The organism is Achromobacter sp. SLBN-14, from assembly GCF_006715415.1.
GTDB classification, from domain to species: domain Bacteria; phylum Pseudomonadota; class Gammaproteobacteria; order Burkholderiales; family Burkholderiaceae_B; genus Achromobacter; species Achromobacter mucicolens.
Genome location: NZ_VFNE01000001.1, coordinates 4379151 through 4397676, shown reverse-complemented (window position 1 = coordinate 4397676; position 18526 = coordinate 4379151). Strand labels below are relative to the sequence as shown.

18 protein-coding genes are annotated in these 18526 nt (G+C 66.2%); 4 read left to right on the top strand and 14 right to left on the bottom strand.

The annotated features are described in order from the left end of the window. The first annotated feature begins 12 nt into the window (after positions 1-12). The 3 genes from FBY20_RS20040 to FBY20_RS20030 all read left to right on the top strand — a co-directional run bounded on the left by FBY20_RS20040 (position 13) and on the right by FBY20_RS20030 (position 2883). The gene (locus tag FBY20_RS20040; RefSeq protein WP_142054177.1) at positions 13-1326 is read left to right on the top strand and encodes an SDR family oxidoreductase; all 1314 of its coding nucleotides are present in this window, start codon (positions 13-15) and stop codon (positions 1324-1326) included. After that, positions 1314-1778 carry a DUF2269 domain-containing protein gene (locus FBY20_RS20035; RefSeq protein WP_056323312.1) on the top strand — a complete coding sequence of 155 codons (465 nt, stop codon included), beginning with the start codon at positions 1314-1316 and terminating at the stop codon, positions 1776-1778. Before FBY20_RS20040 ends, FBY20_RS20035 begins: the two co-directional genes overlap by 13 nt. A 211-nt stretch (positions 1779-1989) precedes the next feature. Beyond that, the gene (locus FBY20_RS20030) at positions 1990-2883 is read left to right on the top strand and encodes a manganese catalase family protein (RefSeq protein WP_056323310.1); all 894 of its coding nucleotides are present in this window, start codon (positions 1990-1992) and stop codon (positions 2881-2883) included. A gap of 153 nt (positions 2884-3036) precedes the next feature. Here FBY20_RS20030 and FBY20_RS20025 read toward each other — a convergent pair whose 3' ends face one another. The 11 genes from FBY20_RS20025 to FBY20_RS19975 all read right to left on the bottom strand — a co-directional run bounded on the left by FBY20_RS20025 (position 3037) and on the right by FBY20_RS19975 (position 16045). Then, the gene (locus FBY20_RS20025; protein ID WP_370458346.1) at positions 3037-4059 is read right to left on the bottom strand and encodes a UDP-glucuronic acid decarboxylase family protein; all 1023 of its coding nucleotides are present in this window, start codon (positions 4057-4059) and stop codon (positions 3037-3039) included. Beyond that, the gene (locus FBY20_RS20020; protein ID WP_056323306.1) at positions 4056-5021 is read right to left on the bottom strand and encodes a glycosyltransferase; all 966 of its coding nucleotides are present in this window, start codon (positions 5019-5021) and stop codon (positions 4056-4058) included. Before FBY20_RS20020 ends, FBY20_RS20025 begins: the two co-directional genes overlap by 4 nt. Beyond that, positions 5018-6082, bottom strand: a complete 1065-nt coding sequence (locus tag FBY20_RS20015; RefSeq protein ID WP_056323303.1) for a glycosyltransferase family 9 protein — start codon at positions 6080-6082, stop codon at positions 5018-5020. Before FBY20_RS20015 ends, FBY20_RS20020 begins: the two co-directional genes overlap by 4 nt. Next, positions 6079-7065 (bottom strand): glycosyltransferase family 2 protein, encoded by a 987-nt coding sequence (locus FBY20_RS20010; protein ID WP_062842140.1) that lies wholly within the window; start codon positions 7063-7065, stop codon positions 6079-6081. Before FBY20_RS20010 ends, FBY20_RS20015 begins: the two co-directional genes overlap by 4 nt. Continuing rightward, a complete protein-coding gene (locus tag FBY20_RS20005) occupies positions 7062-8801 on the bottom strand; it encodes a carbamoyltransferase C-terminal domain-containing protein (protein WP_056323299.1) in 1740 nt (579 codons plus the stop codon). The genes FBY20_RS20010 and FBY20_RS20005 overlap by 4 nt, the downstream gene beginning before the upstream one ends. After that, positions 8789-9913 (bottom strand): glycosyltransferase family 9 protein, encoded by a 1125-nt coding sequence (locus FBY20_RS20000; protein WP_142054174.1) that lies wholly within the window; start codon positions 9911-9913, stop codon positions 8789-8791. The genes FBY20_RS20005 and FBY20_RS20000 overlap by 13 nt, the downstream gene beginning before the upstream one ends. Next, positions 9910-10497, bottom strand: coding sequence for an HAD-IIIA family hydrolase (locus FBY20_RS19995; protein ID WP_056323294.1), 588 nt, complete (start codon positions 10495-10497; stop codon positions 9910-9912). Before FBY20_RS19995 ends, FBY20_RS20000 begins: the two co-directional genes overlap by 4 nt. Then, the gene (locus tag FBY20_RS19990; protein ID WP_056323292.1) at positions 10488-11216 is read right to left on the bottom strand and encodes an SDR family oxidoreductase; all 729 of its coding nucleotides are present in this window, start codon (positions 11214-11216) and stop codon (positions 10488-10490) included. The genes FBY20_RS19995 and FBY20_RS19990 overlap by 10 nt, the downstream gene beginning before the upstream one ends. Before the next feature lie 12 nt (positions 11217-11228). After that, positions 11229-12500 (bottom strand): glycosyltransferase, encoded by a 1272-nt coding sequence (locus tag FBY20_RS19985; RefSeq protein WP_142054172.1) that lies wholly within the window; start codon positions 12498-12500, stop codon positions 11229-11231. Positions 12501-12770: 270 nt separating this feature from the next. After that, on the bottom strand, positions 12771-15485 hold the full coding sequence (locus FBY20_RS19980; protein ID WP_142054170.1) for an ATP-binding cassette domain-containing protein: 2715 nt from the start codon (positions 15483-15485) through the stop codon (positions 12771-12773). A gap of 80 nt (positions 15486-15565) precedes the next feature. After that, entirely contained in the window at positions 15566-16045 is a 480-nt protein-coding gene (locus FBY20_RS19975) for a hypothetical protein (RefSeq protein ID WP_142054168.1), read from the bottom strand. A 171-nt stretch (positions 16046-16216) separates the two neighbouring features. Here FBY20_RS19975 and FBY20_RS19970 point away from each other — a divergent pair, with 171 nt between their 5' ends. Next, the gene (locus FBY20_RS19970) at positions 16217-16441 is read left to right on the top strand and encodes a hypothetical protein (protein WP_056323283.1); all 225 of its coding nucleotides are present in this window, start codon (positions 16217-16219) and stop codon (positions 16439-16441) included. A 269-nt stretch (positions 16442-16710) separates the two neighbouring features. Here the strand turns inward: FBY20_RS19970 and FBY20_RS19965 are convergent, their stop codons facing one another. The 3 genes from FBY20_RS19965 to FBY20_RS19955 form a co-directional block, all read right to left on the bottom strand. After that, complete coding sequence (locus tag FBY20_RS19965; RefSeq protein ID WP_056323281.1) at positions 16711-17217, bottom strand: ferritin-like domain-containing protein; 507 nt, start codon at positions 17215-17217, stop codon at positions 16711-16713. 151 nt (positions 17218-17368) lie between these two features. Continuing rightward, positions 17369-17932 carry a DUF4142 domain-containing protein gene (locus FBY20_RS19960; protein WP_062842148.1) on the bottom strand — a complete coding sequence of 188 codons (564 nt, stop codon included), beginning with the start codon at positions 17930-17932 and terminating at the stop codon, positions 17369-17371. 131 nt (positions 17933-18063) lie between these two features. Further along, a complete protein-coding gene (locus tag FBY20_RS19955; RefSeq protein WP_254595367.1) occupies positions 18064-18423 on the bottom strand; it encodes a DUF1488 family protein in 360 nt (119 codons plus the stop codon). Positions 18424-18526 lie beyond the last annotated feature (103 nt).

Sequence of the window (18526 nt, the reverse complement as noted above, 5' to 3'; positions counted from 1 at the left end):
GGGAGATTTGGCTTGAAGATCTTGTTGACGGGCGCCAATGGCTTCATAGGCAGCCGCCTCGTTCATGCCTTGCTGGCCGAGGGACACACACTGGTCTGCCCCGTGCGCCGCCCGCCGTCAGGGCATAACGCGCCCGACGCAACTTTCGTACCCATGGATTTCAGCGGGGCGCTGTCGGAAGACGCCTGGATGCCGCTGCTGAAAAACGTGGACGCCGTCATCAACACCGTGGGCCTCTTTCGAGAACGGCGCGCGGGCGACTTCGCCGCAGTGCACGTGCGCGCTCCGCAGGCGCTGTTTCACGCCGCCCGGCGGCAGGGCGTCCGGTGCGTGATCCAGTTTTCGGCGCTTGGGGCCGACGCGGGCGCGGCCAGCGGCTTTCATCTGAGCAAGCGCGCCGCCGACGACGACTTGCGCATGTCCGGCATGCCCGCCGCGATTGTGCAGCCATCGCTGGTGTATGGCCCGGGCGGCGCGAGCGCGGCGCTTTTCAATCGGCTTGCCGTGCTGCCGTTGCTGCCGCTCGCTGGCGGCGGACGCCAGCCGGTGCAGCCGGTCCATCTGGACGACGTGGTGGACGGCGTGCTGGCGTTGCTGAACAGCCCGCCGCCGACGCCTGTGACGATCGCGTTCTGCGGCCCCACGCCAATCACCTTGCGCGGGTACCTGGCCACGCTGCGCCGCTCGCTGGGCCTGGACACGCCGCTACGCGTCGTCCCCATTCCCATGACGATGGCAACGGGCCTGGCTGCCGCCGCCTCGCTGCTGCCGGGCAGTCTGACCGATCCCACGGCGCTATCGATGCTGGAGCGCGGCAACACCGCCGACCCCGCCCCATTTTCTGCCTTGCTCGGGCGTGCGGCGCGGGCACCCGACCGCTTCATCGTCCCGCAGACGCGCGACAGTCTGCGTGCCAGCGCACTGCTCGACGTCACGTTGCCTCTGCTGCGGTTCAGTATCGCGCTGGTGTGGTTGTGGACGGCCGCGGTGTCCTTCGGCCTGTACCCGGCTGCAGCCAGCCTGGACCTGTTGCGCCGCACCGGCGTGCCCGACTCCCTCGCGCCGTTCGCGCTGTATGGCGCGGCCACGCTGGACTTGGCCTTCGGCGTGCTGACGCTCGCGCTGCGCGGCCGCGCCCGGCAGTGGCTGTGGATCGCACAGGCGGTTCTCATCGTGGGCTATACCGCGATCATCACTGTGCGGCTACCGGAATTCTGGATGCACCCGTTCGGACCGTTGTCGAAAAATTTACCGATGCTTGCAGCGTTGGCACTGCTTTACCTGCATGAACCCGCCACGGCCAGGAAACGCCAATGGAATACCTGATCCTCAAGCTCGTCCACGTGATCTCGGCCACGCTGCTGTTCGGCACAGGCATCGGGTCGGCCTTCTATCTGCTGTGCGTCGTGCTCCGGCGCGATGTCCATGTGATCGCCGGCGTGGCGCGGCTGGTGGTCATCGCCGACTGGCTGTTCACGGCGTCCACCGCCGTTCTGCAACCGCTCACCGGCCTCTATCTGGTTCATCTCATGCAATTGCCGCTGGCCACACCGTGGATCGGCTGGTCGCTCGCGCTGTACGGCGTGGCCATCGCCTGCTGGTTGCCCGTGGTGTGGCTGCAGATGCGGATGCGCGATGCTGCCGCGGCGGCGGATCGCTCCGGCGAGCCCCTTTCCTCCGGGTTCTGGCGCAGCTTTGCGTGGTGGGTCGCGTTGGGGGTGGTCGCCTTCGTCGCGTTCCTGGCGATCTTCTATCTGATGATCTTCAAGCCTGCTTGAAAAAAGGCACATCCGGCTGCCCGCCAGGAACGCTTGTTGCGGCACCGGCGCACCGGATCGAATGGGGCACGTCTATCGCCGCCCGCCAATTTCCCGAAAGGATGAATGAGGCATAGGCAACGGCAACCATGGCGTCCGAATCCCGCGCGCCGGCTTTCGATGCTACCGCGCACCACAAATCCCGAAAGGTACTCGGGAACAGGAGATCACTATGTTTGCCCATAACAAACGGCTGCAATACACCGTTCGAGTCAGCGAGACCAATCCAGGTCTAGCCAACCTGCTGCTGGAACAGTTTGGCGGCCCGCAAGGCGAGCTTGCCGCGGCTTGTCGCTATTTCACGCAGGCACTGGCCGAGGACGATCCCGGCCGCAAGGACATGCTGCTGGACATCGCCACCGAAGAACTCAGCCATCTGGAAGTCATCGGCACGATGGTCGCCATGCTGAACAAGGGCGCCAAGGGTGTGCTGGCCGAGGCCACGGAATCCGAGGCGGAAATCTACCGGCGGCTGAACGGACCTGGCAACGATTCGCACGTCACGCAGGTGCTTTACGGCGGAGGCCCCGCGCTGGTCAACTCAGGAGGCCAGCTGTGGAATGCCGGCTACATCGACACCATCGGCGATCCATCCGCCGACCTGCGGTCCAACATCGCCGCCGAGGCGCGCGCCAAGATCATCTACGAGCGGCTCATCAACGCGACGGACGATCCCGGCGTCAAGGACGCCCTGGGCTTTCTGATGACCCGTGAAGTGTCGCACCAGCGCTCCTTCGAAAAGGCGCTGTACTCGATGGAGCCGAACTTCCCGCCCGGAAAGCTGCCGGGCGATCCGCGGTTTGCCTCGGTCTACTTCAACATGTCGCAGGGCGAAGGCGACACGCGCGGACCGTGGAACAGCGACGCGAATTTTGAATACGTGTCCGACCGGGAGCAACAGGGCGCCATCGACGGCGACGGCATGCCCAACGTGAACCTGACCGAAGAGGAAGCGCTGGCCTTGCAGGCAATGGCGGCACGGACCGCCTCCGACCCCAGCAGCGACCCGGTGACAGGCACCGAACTGGGGCAGGTGAACTCGCCCGACGAGTTCAAGCAACCGTAAACCGCTGCGTGAGCCTATCCCCGCCACTGCCCTTGCGGCACGGCGGGGTTTATTGAAGGCGTGAATCGAAGGCACGTGAACGCGAGCGCGTGCGTGCCGCAGCACATCGCGCGCCAGCAAGCGCTGTGCCGCCGAGCCCGGACGGCCGCCCGGTCAAGGATGCGTCTGTGGCATTGCCCAGGCGTTCGGCCGGGGCACCCGGCCCTCACGCCGCGCGCGGTCGCGGTCGGCACAGAAGTAGGCGACCGTCCGCGCAATGCCGTCGACGGGATGCACGCGCGGAGACCACCCCAGGCTGCGCCTGGCAAGCGAGATGTCCGGACATCGATGAGTAGGGTCGTCCACCGGCAAGGCACGGTGAACGACGGGCACGCGCGAGCCAGTCAGTTCGCGCACCATGTCGGCCATTTCCAGCATCGTCAGCTCCACCGGATTGCCCAGGTTCACCGGCGTGTCCACCTCGACCGGGCTTTCCATCAGACGAACGAGCCCGTCGATCAAGTCGTCCACATAGCAGAAAGACCGCGTCTGCGTGCCGTCCCCGTACACGGTGAGGGGCTCGCCGGCCAAGGCCTGCACGATGAAGTTCGACACCACGCGGCCATCGTCGGGCGACATGTGCGGGCCGTAGGTATTGAAGATGCGCGCAATCTTCACCACCACGCCCTCGTGGCGGGCGTATTCCATGAATATCGTTTCGGCGCAGCGCTTGCCCTCGTCATAACAGGACCGAGGGCCGACGGGGTTGACGTGGCCCCAGTAGCCTTCGCATTGGGGATGCTCCAACGGATCGCCGTAGACCTCGCTGGTCGATGCCTGCAACACGCGCGCGCCGGTGCGTCGCGCCAGCTCCAGCAACTGCATCGCGCCCAGCACGCAGGTGCGCAGCGTCTTGAGCGGATCCGCCTGGTAATGCACGGGCGATGCCGGGCAAGCCAGGTTGTAGATCCGGTCCACCGCCATGTCCCCCAGGGGTTCGACCACGTCGTGGCGAATGACCATGAAGCGCGGATGCGACGCCAATGCCGCGACGTTGCATGCCCTGCCAGTCTGAAAATTGTCCAGGCACACCACCTGCCAACCGTCGTTGAGCAGCCGCGCGCAGAGGTTCGAGCCGAGAAAGCCGGCACCGCCGGCGACCAGCGCGCGGCCGGTACGGGGGATTGCATCCATCATGCTGCCTCCATCAACGATTCGAACACGCCAAGCCAATCCGACACAAAGCGGTCCATGCCGAAGCGCTGCCGCGCCATGTCGCGGCCTGCAGAGCCCCAGGCCCGCGCAAGCTCGGGCTCGGCCAGCAACTGGCGCCCCACCTCCACCAGCCGGTCCAGGCGGTTGTCCACGTAGCCGTTCTCGCCGTTGCGTATCAGCACCGGCAGTTCCGTGCCGCCAAATCCCACTACCGGCACACCGCAGAGCATCGCCTCCACCAGCGAGAGGCCCAGACTGGCGTACCGGATGGGGCTGAAGAAATACCGGTAGCGCGACATGAGCGCCGCCACTTCCATGTTGGGCACCTCGCCCAGTCCGCCCAGCCGCTCGGAATCCATGCCGATCAGATCCAGCGGCGTGCGGGCCCGCACGTGTTCGAATACATCGACGCCGATGCGCCGGCCACGGCGCGCCAGGTGGTTGACCACGACGATGCCTTTTTCGATGCCGCCGTCATAGGTCACGTCCGGCTCGGGCACGCCATGCTCGACCACGCGGCTGGGCATGTCCGCGCAGTCCCACATCACGGCGTTGTACGGGGTCACGTGCACGATCATGCCCTTGTCATGCCGGAACACGTGGCGCGTCTCCGTGGGATGCGGCATGGGCGGATCGTGTTCCAGATACGCGGATGGCAAGGCGCGCTGCGCGTCGCTGAGCAACAGCCGCGCGTCCTCCAGATTCTGGCGCGACTGATACAGCACGCAGTCGAACTCCATATCCCGCAAGTTGAAGGCGGGCGCCTCGGTGAGGCCTGCCCCCCACGGGATGCGGTTGCCCAACGCCCCGTAGCCGGGCGCGCGGCCGGGCAGAACCGGCACGATGAAATCATGCGGCACCTGACTGAGCGCATACAGATAATTCCCATGCACGTGCCAGGTCAGAATGCGCAGGCGGCGCTGCGGGTGGACGGCAGGCGTCATTGTCTTCCCCTTGCAAGCTGGCGGCTCGCTTCACGAAGCACCTGAGGCACCGTGACAGCCAGCGCGCACGGGTGGCCGATCGGACAATGCTCGTAGGCGCAGGGCCGGCACGGCGCATCGCCGGCCAGCACTACATGCAGATCGTGGTTGGTGGGCGCCCAACGCCGCGCGTCGCTTCCGCTGGCGATGACGACGCTGGGCGTGCGCACCGCCGCGGCGATGTGCGACACCCCAGTGTCGTTGCACAGCAGGAGCCGACTCGACTCGACCAGCGCGGCGAGGCTGCCCAGCGTGGTCTTGCCGCACAGGTCCGGCAGATTGCGTCCCGACAGGCGTCTCAGCTCATCCGCGAGTGGCCGCTCAGCCGCCGTTCCGGTCAGCGCCACCTGCCATCCCTGAAGCAGCAAGGCCGTCGCCGTGCGGCCGTAGCGCTCCAGCGGCCACCGGCGCGATGGCAGGCGCGCGCCGACGTGCATGAGCACCAGGCGGGCAGCATCCAGCGAATGGACCTTCAGCAGGTCTTCGGCAGCGCGCCGGTCTTCCACCGTGCACGGGAATTCGAGCTTGTCGTCGTCAGCCGGCACGCCAAGATGCCGGAGCAGCGCCAAGTATCGATGCGGCTCGGGCAAGTCGTCCGGCCAGGGCATCCACTGTCCGGGAATCCCCTGGTCTGCCTGCGACACAAAGCCGCCGCAGCGCCTGGCGCCCAGTTGCCCGACGATGGGATTGCTTTGCTCGCCGCTGCCGTGCATCTGCAGCGCCACGTCAAACCGCGCGTCGCGCACCCGCGCATAGAAATCCGGCAGCCCCTCTTCGCGGGCAGGCTGCTCGGGAAACGCCTCGATGCCCGGAAACTCGATCAGCTCGTCCACGTAGCAGGCAAACCTGCCGACGAACTCGCGCGCGTTGGCAAGACCGATCAGGGCGATGTGCGCGTCGGGAAACGCCTTGCGCAACGCGCGAAGCGCCGGGACCGCGCAGAGCATGTCGCCCAGTTGCAGCGCCCGAAAGACCGCGATACGCGCCGGCGCGGGGGCAGATCCGAGCAGCAGGTTATTCATGCGGCGCTCCTCGCAAAGCGCAGCAACCCGACCGTGCGCCAGAAAATCGACAGCAACGGAATGCATGCCGACGTGATCGCCAGGTCGGCAACGTTGCGCAATGACATGCTGGTTCCCCGGATACGGCGCATGAAAAAGTACAGGGTCAGCGCGGCCCATACGACAGCTGGCGCGATGGCCGCTGCCGCATGGCCGGTTGCGAACAAACCAGCAGCCAGCAAAAAGGCGCCCGTAACGCTCAGGTAAAAGCGCGGGCCATGCCGGCGGATGCGTTCCTGATACAGCGCGGGGTACTTGCGGCGCAGCAACATGTCGAACATCACCTTTTTCTGCATGCCCAGTCCAGCCGCGAAACTCACCGGCCGCACCGGGTGCTGCACGCGCGCGTGCTCGCACCGCGCGATGCGCAAGCCGGCATCGAGCAGCGCAAATTGCAGGTCCGAGTCCTCACGCCAGGCCATCGTGTAGCGCGTGTCGAATCCGCCGACCGCCAGCAACGCCGACCGCCGGACGAAGCAATTCGCGGTGATGAACTCGGCGCGCGTCAAGCCCGAGGCGTCGCGCTCGTAGTCGCTGGGCGGGTCCGGGATGGGCATCTCCGTGACGCCGGTCACCGCCGCCACGTCCGGCGCGAAGCCGCGCAGTCCCTGCGCAAGCCAGTCCCGATGCGGAATCGTGTCGTCGTCGGTAAAAGCGATGATCTCGGCCTTGGCACTGCGCCAACCCAGGTTGCGGGCGCCCGACGGCCCGCGGGTGCCGGACACCGGCAGGTACCGCACCGCCCGCGCATCGCCCCAACGCGCCGAATAGGCCGCAACCTGCCGGTGCGTGGCCTCGCTGGCGGCGTCGTCGCACACCAGGATCTCGTACGGCACGGAGAGCCGCTGCCTGCAGAGCGCCTCAAGGCAGCGCGCCAGCAGGTCTGGCCGCTTGTAGGTCGGCACCACCACGGATACCGCGACTGTTGCGCCCGGGGCCGTCATCGCGGCTTCTCGACAAGGTAGGAGCCGATCACCAGCGCATCCAGCGGCGAGGTCCAGAAGCATTCAACGGCATCGCGCGGCGTGCAGACCACCGGTTCGCCCCGCGTATTGAACGACGTATTGACCAGGACCGGCACGCCGGTCAGCTGTTCGAACGCGGCCAGCAAGTCGTAATACCGTGCATTCTGATCCCGACGGATGGTCTGCACCCGTGCCGTGCCGTCGATGTGCCGCACCGCCGGAATCTGCTTGGCGCGGTGCGGCAACACGTCATAGACAAACAACATGAACGGTGCGCAGATCGAGGCCGTGCCGCGTCCGTCGAACCACTGAGCAGCCCGCTCCTCCATCACGACGGGCGCCACGGGGCGAAAGTCCTCGCGGTCCTTCAGACCGTTTAACCGGGCCTGCATCGCACTGTCCCGGGGCGACGCCAGGATGGAGCGCGCGCCCAGCGCGCGAGGGCCGAACTCCATGCGGCCCTGGAACCAGCCCAGCACCTTTTCCTGCGCGAGCAACGCCGCAGCCTCGCCCGACACGTCGCTCAACTTGCGATAGGAAAGGTGCGCCTTGTCCAGGAAGCGCTCGATCTCCTCGTCCGGGTATGACGGCCCCAGATACGCGTGTTCCATGGTCCACGCGCGCTTGCCCCCGCGCCGATGGTAGTCCACGTACAGCGCCGCGCCCAGCGACGTGCCGGCGTCGCCCGCGGCCGGTTGCACCCACACCTCATCGAAGGGGCCGTCCCGGGCGATGCGCGCATTCATCACGCAATTGAGCGCCACCCCGCCGGCCATGCACAGGCTCTTCGCGCCCGTCTTCTCGTGCAGCCACTGCGCCATGTGCAGCGCGGTTTCCTCCAGCACATACTGCAATGAACTGGCCACATTCTTGTGGCGGTCTTCAAAAGGCGCGCCGCGGCGTCTGGCCGGGCCGAAGCGCTCGGTAAGGCGTGCGGGTTGCAGCGAATAGCCGCCCTCTTCTTCCAGCCGAAGGATCTCGCGGAACTCCTTGCGGTACTCGGGCTTGCCAAACGAGGCCAGGGCCATCACCTTGTACTCGTCCGACGAATGCAGAAAGCCCAGCCAGGTGGTGACTTCCTCGTACAACAGGCCGAGCGAGTGCGGCAGGTCGATCTGCTTGAGCCGCGCGTACTCGCCGCCGGCGAACTGCCCATAGCTCGTCGTCGTGCGCTCACCCCGGCCGTCCATCGTCAGCACCGCGCATTCCGCGCACGGGGCCGCCAGGAACGCGCTGCTCTCGTGCGAAAGGTGATGGTCCAGATAGATCCATCGATCCATGATGTGCTTGAGCGTCAGATCGTCAAAGCGTGGCGACTTCAGATGCAGCGGGGCGCCATCCAGAAGCTGGCGCGGCGCGTTCACCAGATACGAGAGAAACAGCGCGTCCCACGGCGACGCGCCTTCCGCGCCGGCGCCGGCCCGCGATGGCTCCAGGGGCAGCGTGATCTCCTGCGGCAGCGCCGCACCGCCGGCCAGCAGCGCCGGGTCGTAGGAATAAACGATGTGATCGACGTCGCGCAGCCGAATGTCCGCCGCGGACAGACAATAGTCGATCGCGTAATACGGCAACTGCCAGGTGGTGAACGGGACGGGCCGCTTGCCGTGCTTGACGCGGGTAAAGCGTTCTTCCTCGGCGGCTGCCACCACGACGCCGTCATGAACCAGTGTGGCGGAGCAGTCGTGATACGCCGCATTGATGCCTAGAGTGAACATGAAATCGTCTCCTTGACGGCGCGCGGGCCCGTCTGAAACCGTGGGTGATGCCCAAGCAGCTCGCGGGCCGCAAATGCGACTTCCCCGGGCGGTACGCCCGCCAGGCACGCATGGTGTCCCTGCGGGCACACGCTGCGATAGCAGTACTTGCAGGGCACATCGTTACTCAGCACCCGGGCGTCGGTGCGCCAGGGCGTATGCTGCGGATTGGTCAGCGCGTACAGGTCCACGATCGGCGCGCCGACCGCGGCGGCGATGTGCGCGGGGCCGCTGTTGTTGCAGATGACCACCGCCGCGCCTTCGAGCGCGGCGCCCAGTTCGCCCAGGGTCAGGCCATCCGACAGGTCGATCAGGCCCGGCAGCCAGCGCCGCCCCTCGGCCAGCGCTGCGGCCAACGCGGGATCCTCGTGACCGCCGAGCAGCAAAATGCGCCGGCCGTCGCCGCGCAACGCAATCAGCGCCTGCACCATCAGCGCGGCCGGATACCGGCGCGACGCCGCCGTCGCGCCCGCATGCACGCAGATCCATCCGTCGGTTTCGGTGACGCCCGCGTGGTGCAGCTTGTCACGCAGCGACGCGCGGTCGCGCTCGCGCACCCTGAACGACATGCAATCGTCTTCGCTGCGGGCGCCCACGGTAGCCACGAGGTCGAGCTGACGCTGCACCTCGTGCCGGATACCCTCTTGCGGCTCGACCTCCCGCACCCAGTCGCTGATGAGCCGATACGGGTTCTCGCGGCAATGCGCCAGCACGCGCGGCACGCCAGCCAGGTGACAAAGCAGCGCCGCCGGCAGGGGACTTTGGCTGAACGTCGTGAAAACCACAGCCGCGTCAGGCCGCAGCGCGCGCAGCCGGCCGATGGCGCCCACGTCTTCCTCGCGGCCCTGCGATGCGTTCTTGACCCAAGCGGCGTCATAGGCCATGACGGTGTCGACTTCCGGCATGAAAGGCGCGAGGGCCGCGCCCGATGGCGAGGTCAGGAGGGTGATGCGGCGAGCGCCTTGCTCGCGCAGCGCGCGCATGGCCGGCGTGCACATCAGCACATCGCCCATGTTGTCCAGCCGGATGCAAAGGACATGCGCGTCGCGCGGCCACGGCGCATTCCCGTTCATGCTTGCGCTCCCGGACGCATGGTGGCGTCTTCGGCAACGATCCGCGCCGCCGCATCCAGGTCCGGGGCGCGGCAATACGGCTCCCGGTCTGGGCCCGTGCGCCACTCGGTTTCGTTGCCCACGTCAAGCAGGATGCTGCGGCATCCGGCCCGATTTCCGGCTTCCACGTCATCCAGGATGTCGCCGATGAACCAGGACTCGGCCAGGTCCAGCCCCAGCTCCTGCGCGGCCCGCAGCAACAGCCCCGGCTTGGGCTTGCGGCAGTCGCACGCCATTGCGTAAGGCTGCACCACGCCCTCGGGATGATGTGGACACCAATAGAACCCGTCCAGGTGCGCGCCGGCCGCTTGGAACATTGCAGCCAGTTTTACGCCCACCGCGTTCAGGGCATCGGCCGCGAAGAGGCCCCGCGCAACCCCCGGCTGGTTGCTGATGACCACCAGGCTCAGGTCCGTCTGAGCAAGCCGGGACAGGCCCGCCAGCGCCATGGGCGCATACGCCATGCGCTCGGGCGCCACGTTGTAAGGCACATCCGCGAGCACGGTCCCGTCCTTGTCCAGAAACACGGCTGCCCTCAAGGCCATGACGTTTCCTTCATCGGCAACACCATGACCTCAGGCACCACCGTTTCCGGAGGTTGCGTCAGCACGAAGCGCACGGCGCGCGCCACGTTGGCGGGATCCTGCAGCGTGCCGGTGTCGATATCGGGAAACCGGTCCAGGAGAAACGGCGTGCGCATCCCGCCCGCGATCACGGCGCTGACCTTGATGCCCATGCCGCGCAGTTCCGCGTGCAGCGCATGCGACAAGCCCATCAACCCCCATTTGCTGGCATGGTAGGCAGACGCGTTCGGCCAGGCGCGCCGCGCTGCGGTGGACGCCACGTTGACGATATGCCCGCCGGGGCTCAAACGGTTCTTGCCCAGCTTGGCCATCAGGAAGGGTCCGGTCAGATTGGTGCGCAGCACGCGCTCCCAGACGTCCGCCTCCAGCTGGTCGATGGGGGCCGTCACGTCAACGCCGGCGCTATTGACGATGGCGTCCAGCTTGCCGAACTGCCGCACGACGGCATCCATGCATTCGGCCACGTCTGCTGCAACGCCGACGTCCATGATGCAGGCCATGACGTCCGCGCCGCTTTCCTTCAGCTTGGTGGCGACCGCATGGGCGCGCTGCTCGTCGATGTCGCTGACCGCGACGCGGGCGCCTTCGGCCGCCAGCTGCTCGCAAAGCGCCGCGCCCAGGCCGCTGCCGCCGCCAGTGACCAGGATTACCCGCCCGTCCAGGCTCTCGAATTCGTGCATGGTTCCGCTCCTTTAAGCCGCGATGCGCGCGGCGATCCGATCTTCCCGAGGCGTCTCGGCCGCCATGCGCCCATAGACGGACTGCAAATCCTGGCCCACGCGCTTCCACGTATAGAGGCGGCGCGCACGCATGCGTCCCGCCTCGCCCATGCGCTCGCACAAGGCCCGGTTCCCCGCCAGTTCCGCAAGCCTGTCGGCCAGGCTGTCCGCGTCCTTGGGCGGCACGAGAAACCCCGTTCTACCGTGCACCACGGTGCTGCGTATTCCGCCCGTGTCCGCGCCGATCACGGGACGTGCGCACGCCATCGCCTCGACGGGCGTAATGCCAAACGGCTCGTACCAGGGTGTAGTCACAAACACGTCGCTCGCGCTGTAGTAGGCGGCCAGTTCCTCGCGCCGCCGCCGCCCCGCGAACTCGACCCACTCTGCCACGCCCTCTTCGCGCGCAATACCGCGCAATCGGCCGATCTCGGGGGTGGCCAGCTCGCTGGCATCCTCCGTGTTGCCGCCGACCACGCACAGCCGTGCCTGGACACCATGGCGGTGGCGCAGCCGCGCAAGGGCACGAATGACGTTATCCACGCCTTTGCGCGGCACCATTCTTCCCAGCTGTAGCACGGTAAACACGCCGTCGTCCCAGCCCAACGCCTTGCGAGCCAGCGCCATCGGCTGCGCGGTCATTTCCGCGGCGTCGTAGCCGCAGGGAACGATATCGATGCGGCGCGGATCGGCCCCGTACAGCTCGATGAGATCGCGCCGGTCTTGCGGGCACTCAGCGATGAGACGGTCCGCGCGCCGCGCGATGTCGTCCTCGATGTCGAAGCGCGAATCCGGAAACAGATCAGCCGACTGCTGATACTGCCGCCGCACCTTGCCCAATGCGTGGAACGTGACGGCCAGCGGCACGCCATAATGCTGCGCCACCGGCAGCGCCGCCATCGCCGACATGAAAAAGTTGGCGTGGATGACGTCATACCCCGCGGGCTGACGGCCGACGTACCGCATCAGATACGCGGAGAAGTCGTCCATGTAAGGCAGCATCTGCTCTTTCGGAAGAAAGCTGGCGGGCCCTGCGGGAACATGAATCACCTTGACGTTGCGCATCCACCGAAACTCGGTATCCAGCGCCGCATTGTCCCGGCGCGTAAATACATCGACCTCCATGCCTGCGCGCGCCAATTCACGCGCCACGTTTGCGACATACACGTTCTGTCCACCGCTATCCACGCTGCCCGCCAGCGCAAGGGGCGAGGCGTGTTCGCTGATGATGGCAATCTTCTTCATGAGGGCAACTCCGTTATTCGAGCCGGAACCGTGCCAGCATCGGATCTCGCAACGGAGAAGCGCATGCCGATGACAACGGCTGCTCGCATTCGTGGACGAGGGTTGCGCACCTCATTTGGGGGGACTCCGCGCGATTCGTCCGCATCGGGCATACGCTGGGTCAAGAGCAAGTCGTGTGCCGATACGCTTTCACGCGCGTCGAATGGAAGAACCGCTTTTATCCGGCACTTCTTACAAGCACGCGTAAGAAGTGCCGGGTTACTCGAGCCATCAGGGCTCGCGCCGTTGCTGAGCCGGCGCCGCCGGCAGCAAGGCGCCCACCGTGGCCAGCAATTCGTGCGGATCGACGGGTTTGGACAGATGCACCTGAAAGCCCGCCAGCAACGTGCGCAGGCGGTACTCCTGGCTGACGTGGCCCGACAGCGCGATGGCAGGCAGGCGGTGCGAGAGCGCCGCCCCACGGTCCGCTTCCATCGCTCGCACCCGCGCCACGACCTCGTAGCCGTCCACGTCGCCCAGCGAAAGATCGCAGATGAGCACCTGCGGCCACGTTGCCGCGGGCATGGACTCGAACGCGGCCATGGCAGTTTCACCATCCGCATACGTCGTCACGTTGGCGCCGTTGTCCTTCAGGATTTCGGCCACCATCTCGCGCGCCTCGGCCTGATCGTCCACCAGCATGATTTGCGCGCCGCTCAGATTTGGCACGCTGACATCCGCGCGCAGCGGTGCTGGCTCCATGGCGCGCACGGGAAAATCGACGGAGTAGCAGCGTCCGCCCGAGGGTGCGGCCGTACTGTGGAACGTGCCTCCCTGGCGCTGCGCTCGCACGGCCAATTCCGCCGGATCCAGCGCTGCCGCGACGCGCAGGCCGTCCGTCGGGTTCTGCATGCCATCGGTGGGCAACAGCGCGGGATCCGCGTCCTGCTCAGTGCGGCCGTCCGTGACCGACAGCCGCGTCAGCGGGCCCTCGCGGCGCAGGCTGATCTCGATGCGCCCGCCCGGCGGTGTGACCGCTATCGCATGCAGGCACAAGTCCCACACCAGCTGCTGCAACGCGCTGGGGTCGCCGGTAATGCGCGCCGCCTCGTTGCCGATCAGGGTGTAGACATTCACGCCTTTGTCCTGCGCGGCTTCCCGCGAGCCATCCAGCACGCCAGCCACCACGGCAACCAGGTTGACAGGCTGCCGGGTATCCCTTCCCATTGCCTCTTCCAAGGCGGACTGCTGCCGCTGCAAGGTCCACATCTGCGCGTAGATGCCCTGGCGCGCAAGTAGATCGTCGTGGCGTCCCTGCTCGACGACCCTGCCCCGGTCCAGGACCGCGATATTGTCGGCATGCACAATGGTCGATAGCCGGTGCGCAATGATGAGCGTCGTGCGGCCGCGCGACAGCCGCTCCAGTTCCGCCTGGATCGCCCGCTCGGTACGCGTGTCCAGCGCCGAGGTCGCCTCGTCGAACACCATGATCGTCGGATCCTTCAAGATCGCGCGGGCGATGCCCACGCGCTGGCGCTCGCCGCCCGAGAGCTTCACGCCGCGTTCGCCCACGGGCGTTTCGTATCCACCCGGCAGGCTTTCGATGAAATCGTGGATGCGCGCGCCGCGCGCGGCCTGCACGATCTGATCGCGCGTCGCATCCGGCCGGCTGTACGCAATGTTGTAGGCGATGGTCTCGTTGAACAGCATGGTGTCCTGCGGCACGATGCCCACCACGCGCCTCACGCTGCGCACATTGACGGCGCGCAGGTCGTGTCCATTGATCAGGATGCGCCCGGCATCCGGGTCATAGAAGCGCAACAGCAGGCGGCCGAGCGTCGATTTTCCCGAGCCGCTGCCGCCCACCACGGCCAGCGTCGTCCCCGCAGGCACCGTCAGGTCCACGCCCCACAGGATCTGCCGTCCGGGCTCATAGCCGAAATCCACGCCTTCGAAGCGCACTTCGCCCGTTCCCGCCTGCAATGACGGCAGCGTGGCGTCGTCCCCCGTTTCCGGCGGATATCTCAAGAGGTCGCAGACGCGCTCGGCATTGACGAACGCTTCCTTGGCCTGGCGGAAGATGAGGCCCAGCGTATTCAACGGCAGGCAAATCTGGATGATGTAGGCGTTGACCAGCACCAGATCGCCCACCGTCATTTCGCGTCCCACGACCTGCTGCCCGGCCAACAGCATGACTGCCGCCACGCCGCAGGCGATGATGCCGCTCTGGCCGACGTGCAGGCGCGACAGCGAACGCTGGTTGCGCTCGCCGACCCGCGTCCACTCCTCCAGCACGCGCGACAGGCGGTCCGATTCCAGCGCTTCGTTGGCATTGAGCTTGACGGCCTCGTAGTTGAGCAGGCTGTCGACCATCTGCCCGCTTGCGCGCGAGTCCAGCTCGTTCAATCGGCGCTGATAGGCGACGCGCTTGCGCAGCAGCACCGTGGTGTAGGAAAAATAGGCGATAAAGGTGATGGTCACGATGGCGGCGAACCAGATGCTGTACCCCATGACCAGGATCAGCACGACCGACACGATCTCCACCAGCGTCGGCAGCAAGGTGAATAGCCCCGTGCCAAGCAAGAACCCCACGCCCGCAGTGCCGCGCTCCACGTCGCGCGCCAGCGCGCCAGTCGGCCTGCCGCCGTGAAACCGGGCGCCCAGCTGCTGTAATCGCGAAAACACGCTGACCGTAAAGTCCGCCACGGTGCGCAGCGCCACCCGCGCGAACACGACATCGCGCAACTCCGTGAAGACACCGCCCCCAAATCGCATGAGTGCGTAGCCCAGCAGCAGGAATACCGGCAACACCAAAGGTCCTGGCGCGCTGAACAGATCGACGATGGCCTTCAGCACTGCCGGCACGGCCACCATCAGCAGCTTTGCCGCCACAAGCAGCGTTACAGCCGCAGCCGTGCGCCCGCGGTATTTCCATAGCGCCCGCAGGATGGTGCGATTGACCTCCTTGCGGGAAAAATCACTGGTGCTGCTGTCCGGCTCGCTCATCGTTCGCGCCCTCCTGAGGAGCCCGGCGGGCCAGCAACTGGCGTTCCGAGGCGCCCCTCACGCAGCAGACCAGCCTCGCGCTATCGCACCTGCAGCGCTTCCCGCCGAGCCTGCACGGCCGCCTTGAACAGCGAGGCGACCGCGGCGGCAAACGCCTCATCGAACCACGGGTTCGCGCCGCTGACCGCCACCACGATCCCGTCCAGGCACACGCTGCCCCAGACCTGCGTATCCCGGGCGCGAAGCAGATGGGGCCTGAGCGCCATCACCTCGTGCGTTCCCAAACCCGTGCGCCAGCTCACGCGCGCCTTGCCGCGGGCGTAGGCGCCATAGTCCGCGTCCCACCCCGCGGGATCGCCGATGCTTTCCTCGTACAGGATCGCGTCAGCGAACTCGCAGCTGCCCGGGTGCGCCAGCGGATTCATGACCACCACGTGCAGGAATCCGCTTTCGCCAACGCGGGTGTTCGAGAGGGCGGCCTCCAACATGGGCCGGGCGAGCTGCACCGCCTCTTGCGCGGCATCGCGCTCCCAGTAGGCGGCCAAAGGAATTGCGGGCATGTGGAATCCTCCTGTTCGTACCGCGCGTGCAGCAAAACCCGTACCTATGAACCACTCGCGACGGAACGACGCTTGCTGACCACCGCATATACGTGACCGATGCTGCGATGCGTATTGACCCCGTACCGGCAGCATGCCCCAATACTCCGGCCGGATGAACAGGAGACAGAAATGTCAAACCCAACCTACAAGCGCGTCATGGAAGTGGTTGCCGCCGCCGCCGACGGCAATACCTACCGCATCGACAGATATTCTTCGCAGCCCCTCGGCGACGGAAAAGCCCGCTCGTACTGCTGCCTTCCCGATGGCCAGCTCGTGACCTGGGAAGGCGACGGACACTACAAGCTTCCGGATGGCACCGTCGTCACCATGGTGGCGTCAAGGTTGTGCCAATGATTGCCGGGCCGCTACATTCCGCGGATCAATACGCCGACCAGAAACAAGACGGCGACGGCGCCTATCCAGAAGGCAAGCATCAACCAGGGCCCGCGGCCGGTCCTGGCCCCACGCCGCGCGGGCCGGCCGCGCGAAGGTGACTCGTCTGCTGGTTTCATGATGCTCTCCTGGGCGCCCCATTTCAGCGCATAGTACGAATTACGGCCCTGCACGCGCAAGTGCCGCGCAGGGCCGTCATCGCCGCAGCGGGCACGCTGCCGCGCCTTCCACTACTTTGCCTTGCCTGCCTTGGCGGCCTCGGCGTTGGTCTGCTGTAGCGCCAGCATGCTCAGCTTCTCGTCGGTGGCCTTTTCTTCGGCCAGCGTTTCCTTCAACAACGTCAGCGCTTCGGTCTCGCCCAGTTGCTTGGCAAACGTGCATAGCGTTCCGTAGCTGGCGATCTCGTAGTGCTCGACCTTCTGCGCCGCTGCGATCAGCGCGGCATCGCGCACCGGGCCTTCTTCGACATCTTCAATCACGTCGCGGCCTTCTTCCACCAGCCCTTCCATCGCGGCGCACTTGATGCGCTTCAAACGGAAGTCCGCGCCTTCCACGATCTTGTCGATACGTTCGATCTGACCACGGGTTTCTTCAAGGTGGGCGGTGAATGCGTCGGCCAACGCAGGGTCGCTGGCGGCGCGGGCCATCTTCGGCAGGGCTCGCGTCAATTGCTTTTCGGCGCTGTAGATGTCGGACAGCTCGTGCACGAACAATTCCTTCAAGGTCTTTTGGCTCATGATCACTCCTGTAGGTGGATCGATTGGAAAGCGGGCCTGGCCCAGCCCCAGTACAGCAAGGGGCATGCCGGTGAGCCCTGGTGCAACGAGTGGCGGGCAGGCCCGCTTGAACGGCCCGGCGCCGGAGAGGGCGCCGGCGCACGCGTGTGCGCTACTTCTTGGCGGACACGCTTTGCTGCAGCGCCTTGGCGGCCTGCAGATGCTGCTGAAGACTGGGCAGCGTTTCGATCGCAAATTGCTTGACCTCGGGATCCTTCACTTCCTTCGAGGCCTTTTCGAACAGCTTGACGGCGTCCTCGTGCGCATCCACGCCGATCTCGTCCGCGTAAGCCTTGTCGAAACCTTCGTCGCGCAAGCCCATCGCCTTGAGCTTGGCGGACTGCATCATCGACGGGTCCTTCGGCGGTTCGAAACCCTTGCTCTTGGCCAACGCCTCGAGCTTCTGGCCCACCTTCGTGTGATCGTCGATCATCATCTGCGCGAACTTCTTGACCTCGGCGTTCTGCGACTTTTCGAGCGCCATCTTGCTGCCAGCAATCTCGAGATGACCGGACTCGGCCGCGTCGCTCAAAAAGCCACGAGCCTCGCTGTCCAGCTTGTTCGTTGCGGCGGGCACCTGCCCGCCAGGGGCGGCGGGCGTCTGCGCCAGCGCAACCGAACCCATGCTGAGGACAATTGCAGCGCCAAGTCCTGCCTTCAAAAGACGGTTTTTCATTCGGACCTCCAGTAGAAGTAGCGTCGCCGGATGACGGCGCGATGCCGTCTGACGAACGGGCACGTTCCAGCAAACGTCATTCCCAATGGCGAGCTTCGTTTCGCGCCCGGCGAGCATCGCCGGGCTCACATTCAACCGAAATCGCCTTCGCCCACCGCTATCGGCCCATCGGTCGGAACCCATTGCGTACGATGCGCCAAGTCGCGCAACGCGTCCTCGCTGCGCTCGAAAGCGCGCAGCAATTCCGGCGCCGTATCGTCCGCGGCGCCAAAACGGCGCCGCAGCACATCACCGGATATTTCGAACTGCCGCGTGACGCCGGCTGTCTCCATCTCGAACACAATGGCGTCGCCTTGCGCTTTGGCGTTGGTGGCTTTGGTGAACTTCATGCGGTCCTCCTGTCGTGTGGTCGATACGCGATGCCCGAGCGCCGCAAGTCGCGGGCCTGACCGAACCGCGCCAATTGGCGGTGCCGCGAGCTGTTCACGCACGCGGCGCGACGCCAGTCATTTTTTCCGGTCGTGTAGAAATCCCCTCACCCCGCACGCGTCACGAGGCGGGCGTCACGCAGTGCGCAATCGCTTTGCAATCAGT

What these genes read in the sequence shown, in the direction of transcription:
- FBY20_RS20035 (WP_056323312.1), top strand. Translation starts at nt 1,314, where the DNA reads ATGGAATACCTGATCCTCAAGCTCGTCCACGTGATCTCGGCCACGCTG.
- FBY20_RS20030 (WP_056323310.1), top strand. Translation starts at nt 1,990, where the DNA reads ATGTTTGCCCATAACAAACGGCTGCAATACACCGTTCGAGTCAGCGAG.
- FBY20_RS20025 (WP_370458346.1), bottom strand. Translation starts at nt 4,059, where the DNA reads ATGATGGATGCAATCCCCCGTACCGGCCGCGCGCTGGTCGCCGGCGGT.
- FBY20_RS20020 (WP_056323306.1), bottom strand. Translation starts at nt 5,021, where the DNA reads ATGACGCCTGCCGTCCACCCGCAGCGCCGCCTGCGCATTCTGACCTGG.
- FBY20_RS20015 (WP_056323303.1), bottom strand. Translation starts at nt 6,082, where the DNA reads ATGAATAACCTGCTGCTCGGATCTGCCCCCGCGCCGGCGCGTATCGCG.
- FBY20_RS20010 (WP_062842140.1), bottom strand. Translation starts at nt 7,065, where the DNA reads ATGACGGCCCCGGGCGCAACAGTCGCGGTATCCGTGGTGGTGCCGACC.
- FBY20_RS20005 (WP_056323299.1), bottom strand. Translation starts at nt 8,801, where the DNA reads ATGTTCACTCTAGGCATCAATGCGGCGTATCACGACTGCTCCGCCACA.
- FBY20_RS20000 (WP_142054174.1), bottom strand. Translation starts at nt 9,913, where the DNA reads ATGAACGGGAATGCGCCGTGGCCGCGCGACGCGCATGTCCTTTGCATC.
- FBY20_RS19995 (WP_056323294.1), bottom strand. Translation starts at nt 10,497, where the DNA reads ATGGCCTTGAGGGCAGCCGTGTTTCTGGACAAGGACGGGACCGTGCTC.
- FBY20_RS19990 (WP_056323292.1), bottom strand. Translation starts at nt 11,216, where the DNA reads ATGCACGAATTCGAGAGCCTGGACGGGCGGGTAATCCTGGTCACTGGC.
- FBY20_RS19985 (WP_142054172.1), bottom strand. Translation starts at nt 12,500, where the DNA reads ATGAAGAAGATTGCCATCATCAGCGAACACGCCTCGCCCCTTGCGCTG.
- FBY20_RS19980 (WP_142054170.1), bottom strand. Translation starts at nt 15,485, where the DNA reads ATGAGCGAGCCGGACAGCAGCACCAGTGATTTTTCCCGCAAGGAGGTC.
- FBY20_RS19975 (WP_142054168.1), bottom strand. Translation starts at nt 16,045, where the DNA reads ATGCCCGCAATTCCTTTGGCCGCCTACTGGGAGCGCGATGCCGCGCAA.
- FBY20_RS19970 (WP_056323283.1), top strand. Translation starts at nt 16,217, where the DNA reads ATGTCAAACCCAACCTACAAGCGCGTCATGGAAGTGGTTGCCGCCGCC.
- FBY20_RS19965 (WP_056323281.1), bottom strand. Translation starts at nt 17,217, where the DNA reads ATGAGCCAAAAGACCTTGAAGGAATTGTTCGTGCACGAGCTGTCCGAC.
- FBY20_RS19960 (WP_062842148.1), bottom strand. Translation starts at nt 17,932, where the DNA reads ATGAAAAACCGTCTTTTGAAGGCAGGACTTGGCGCTGCAATTGTCCTC.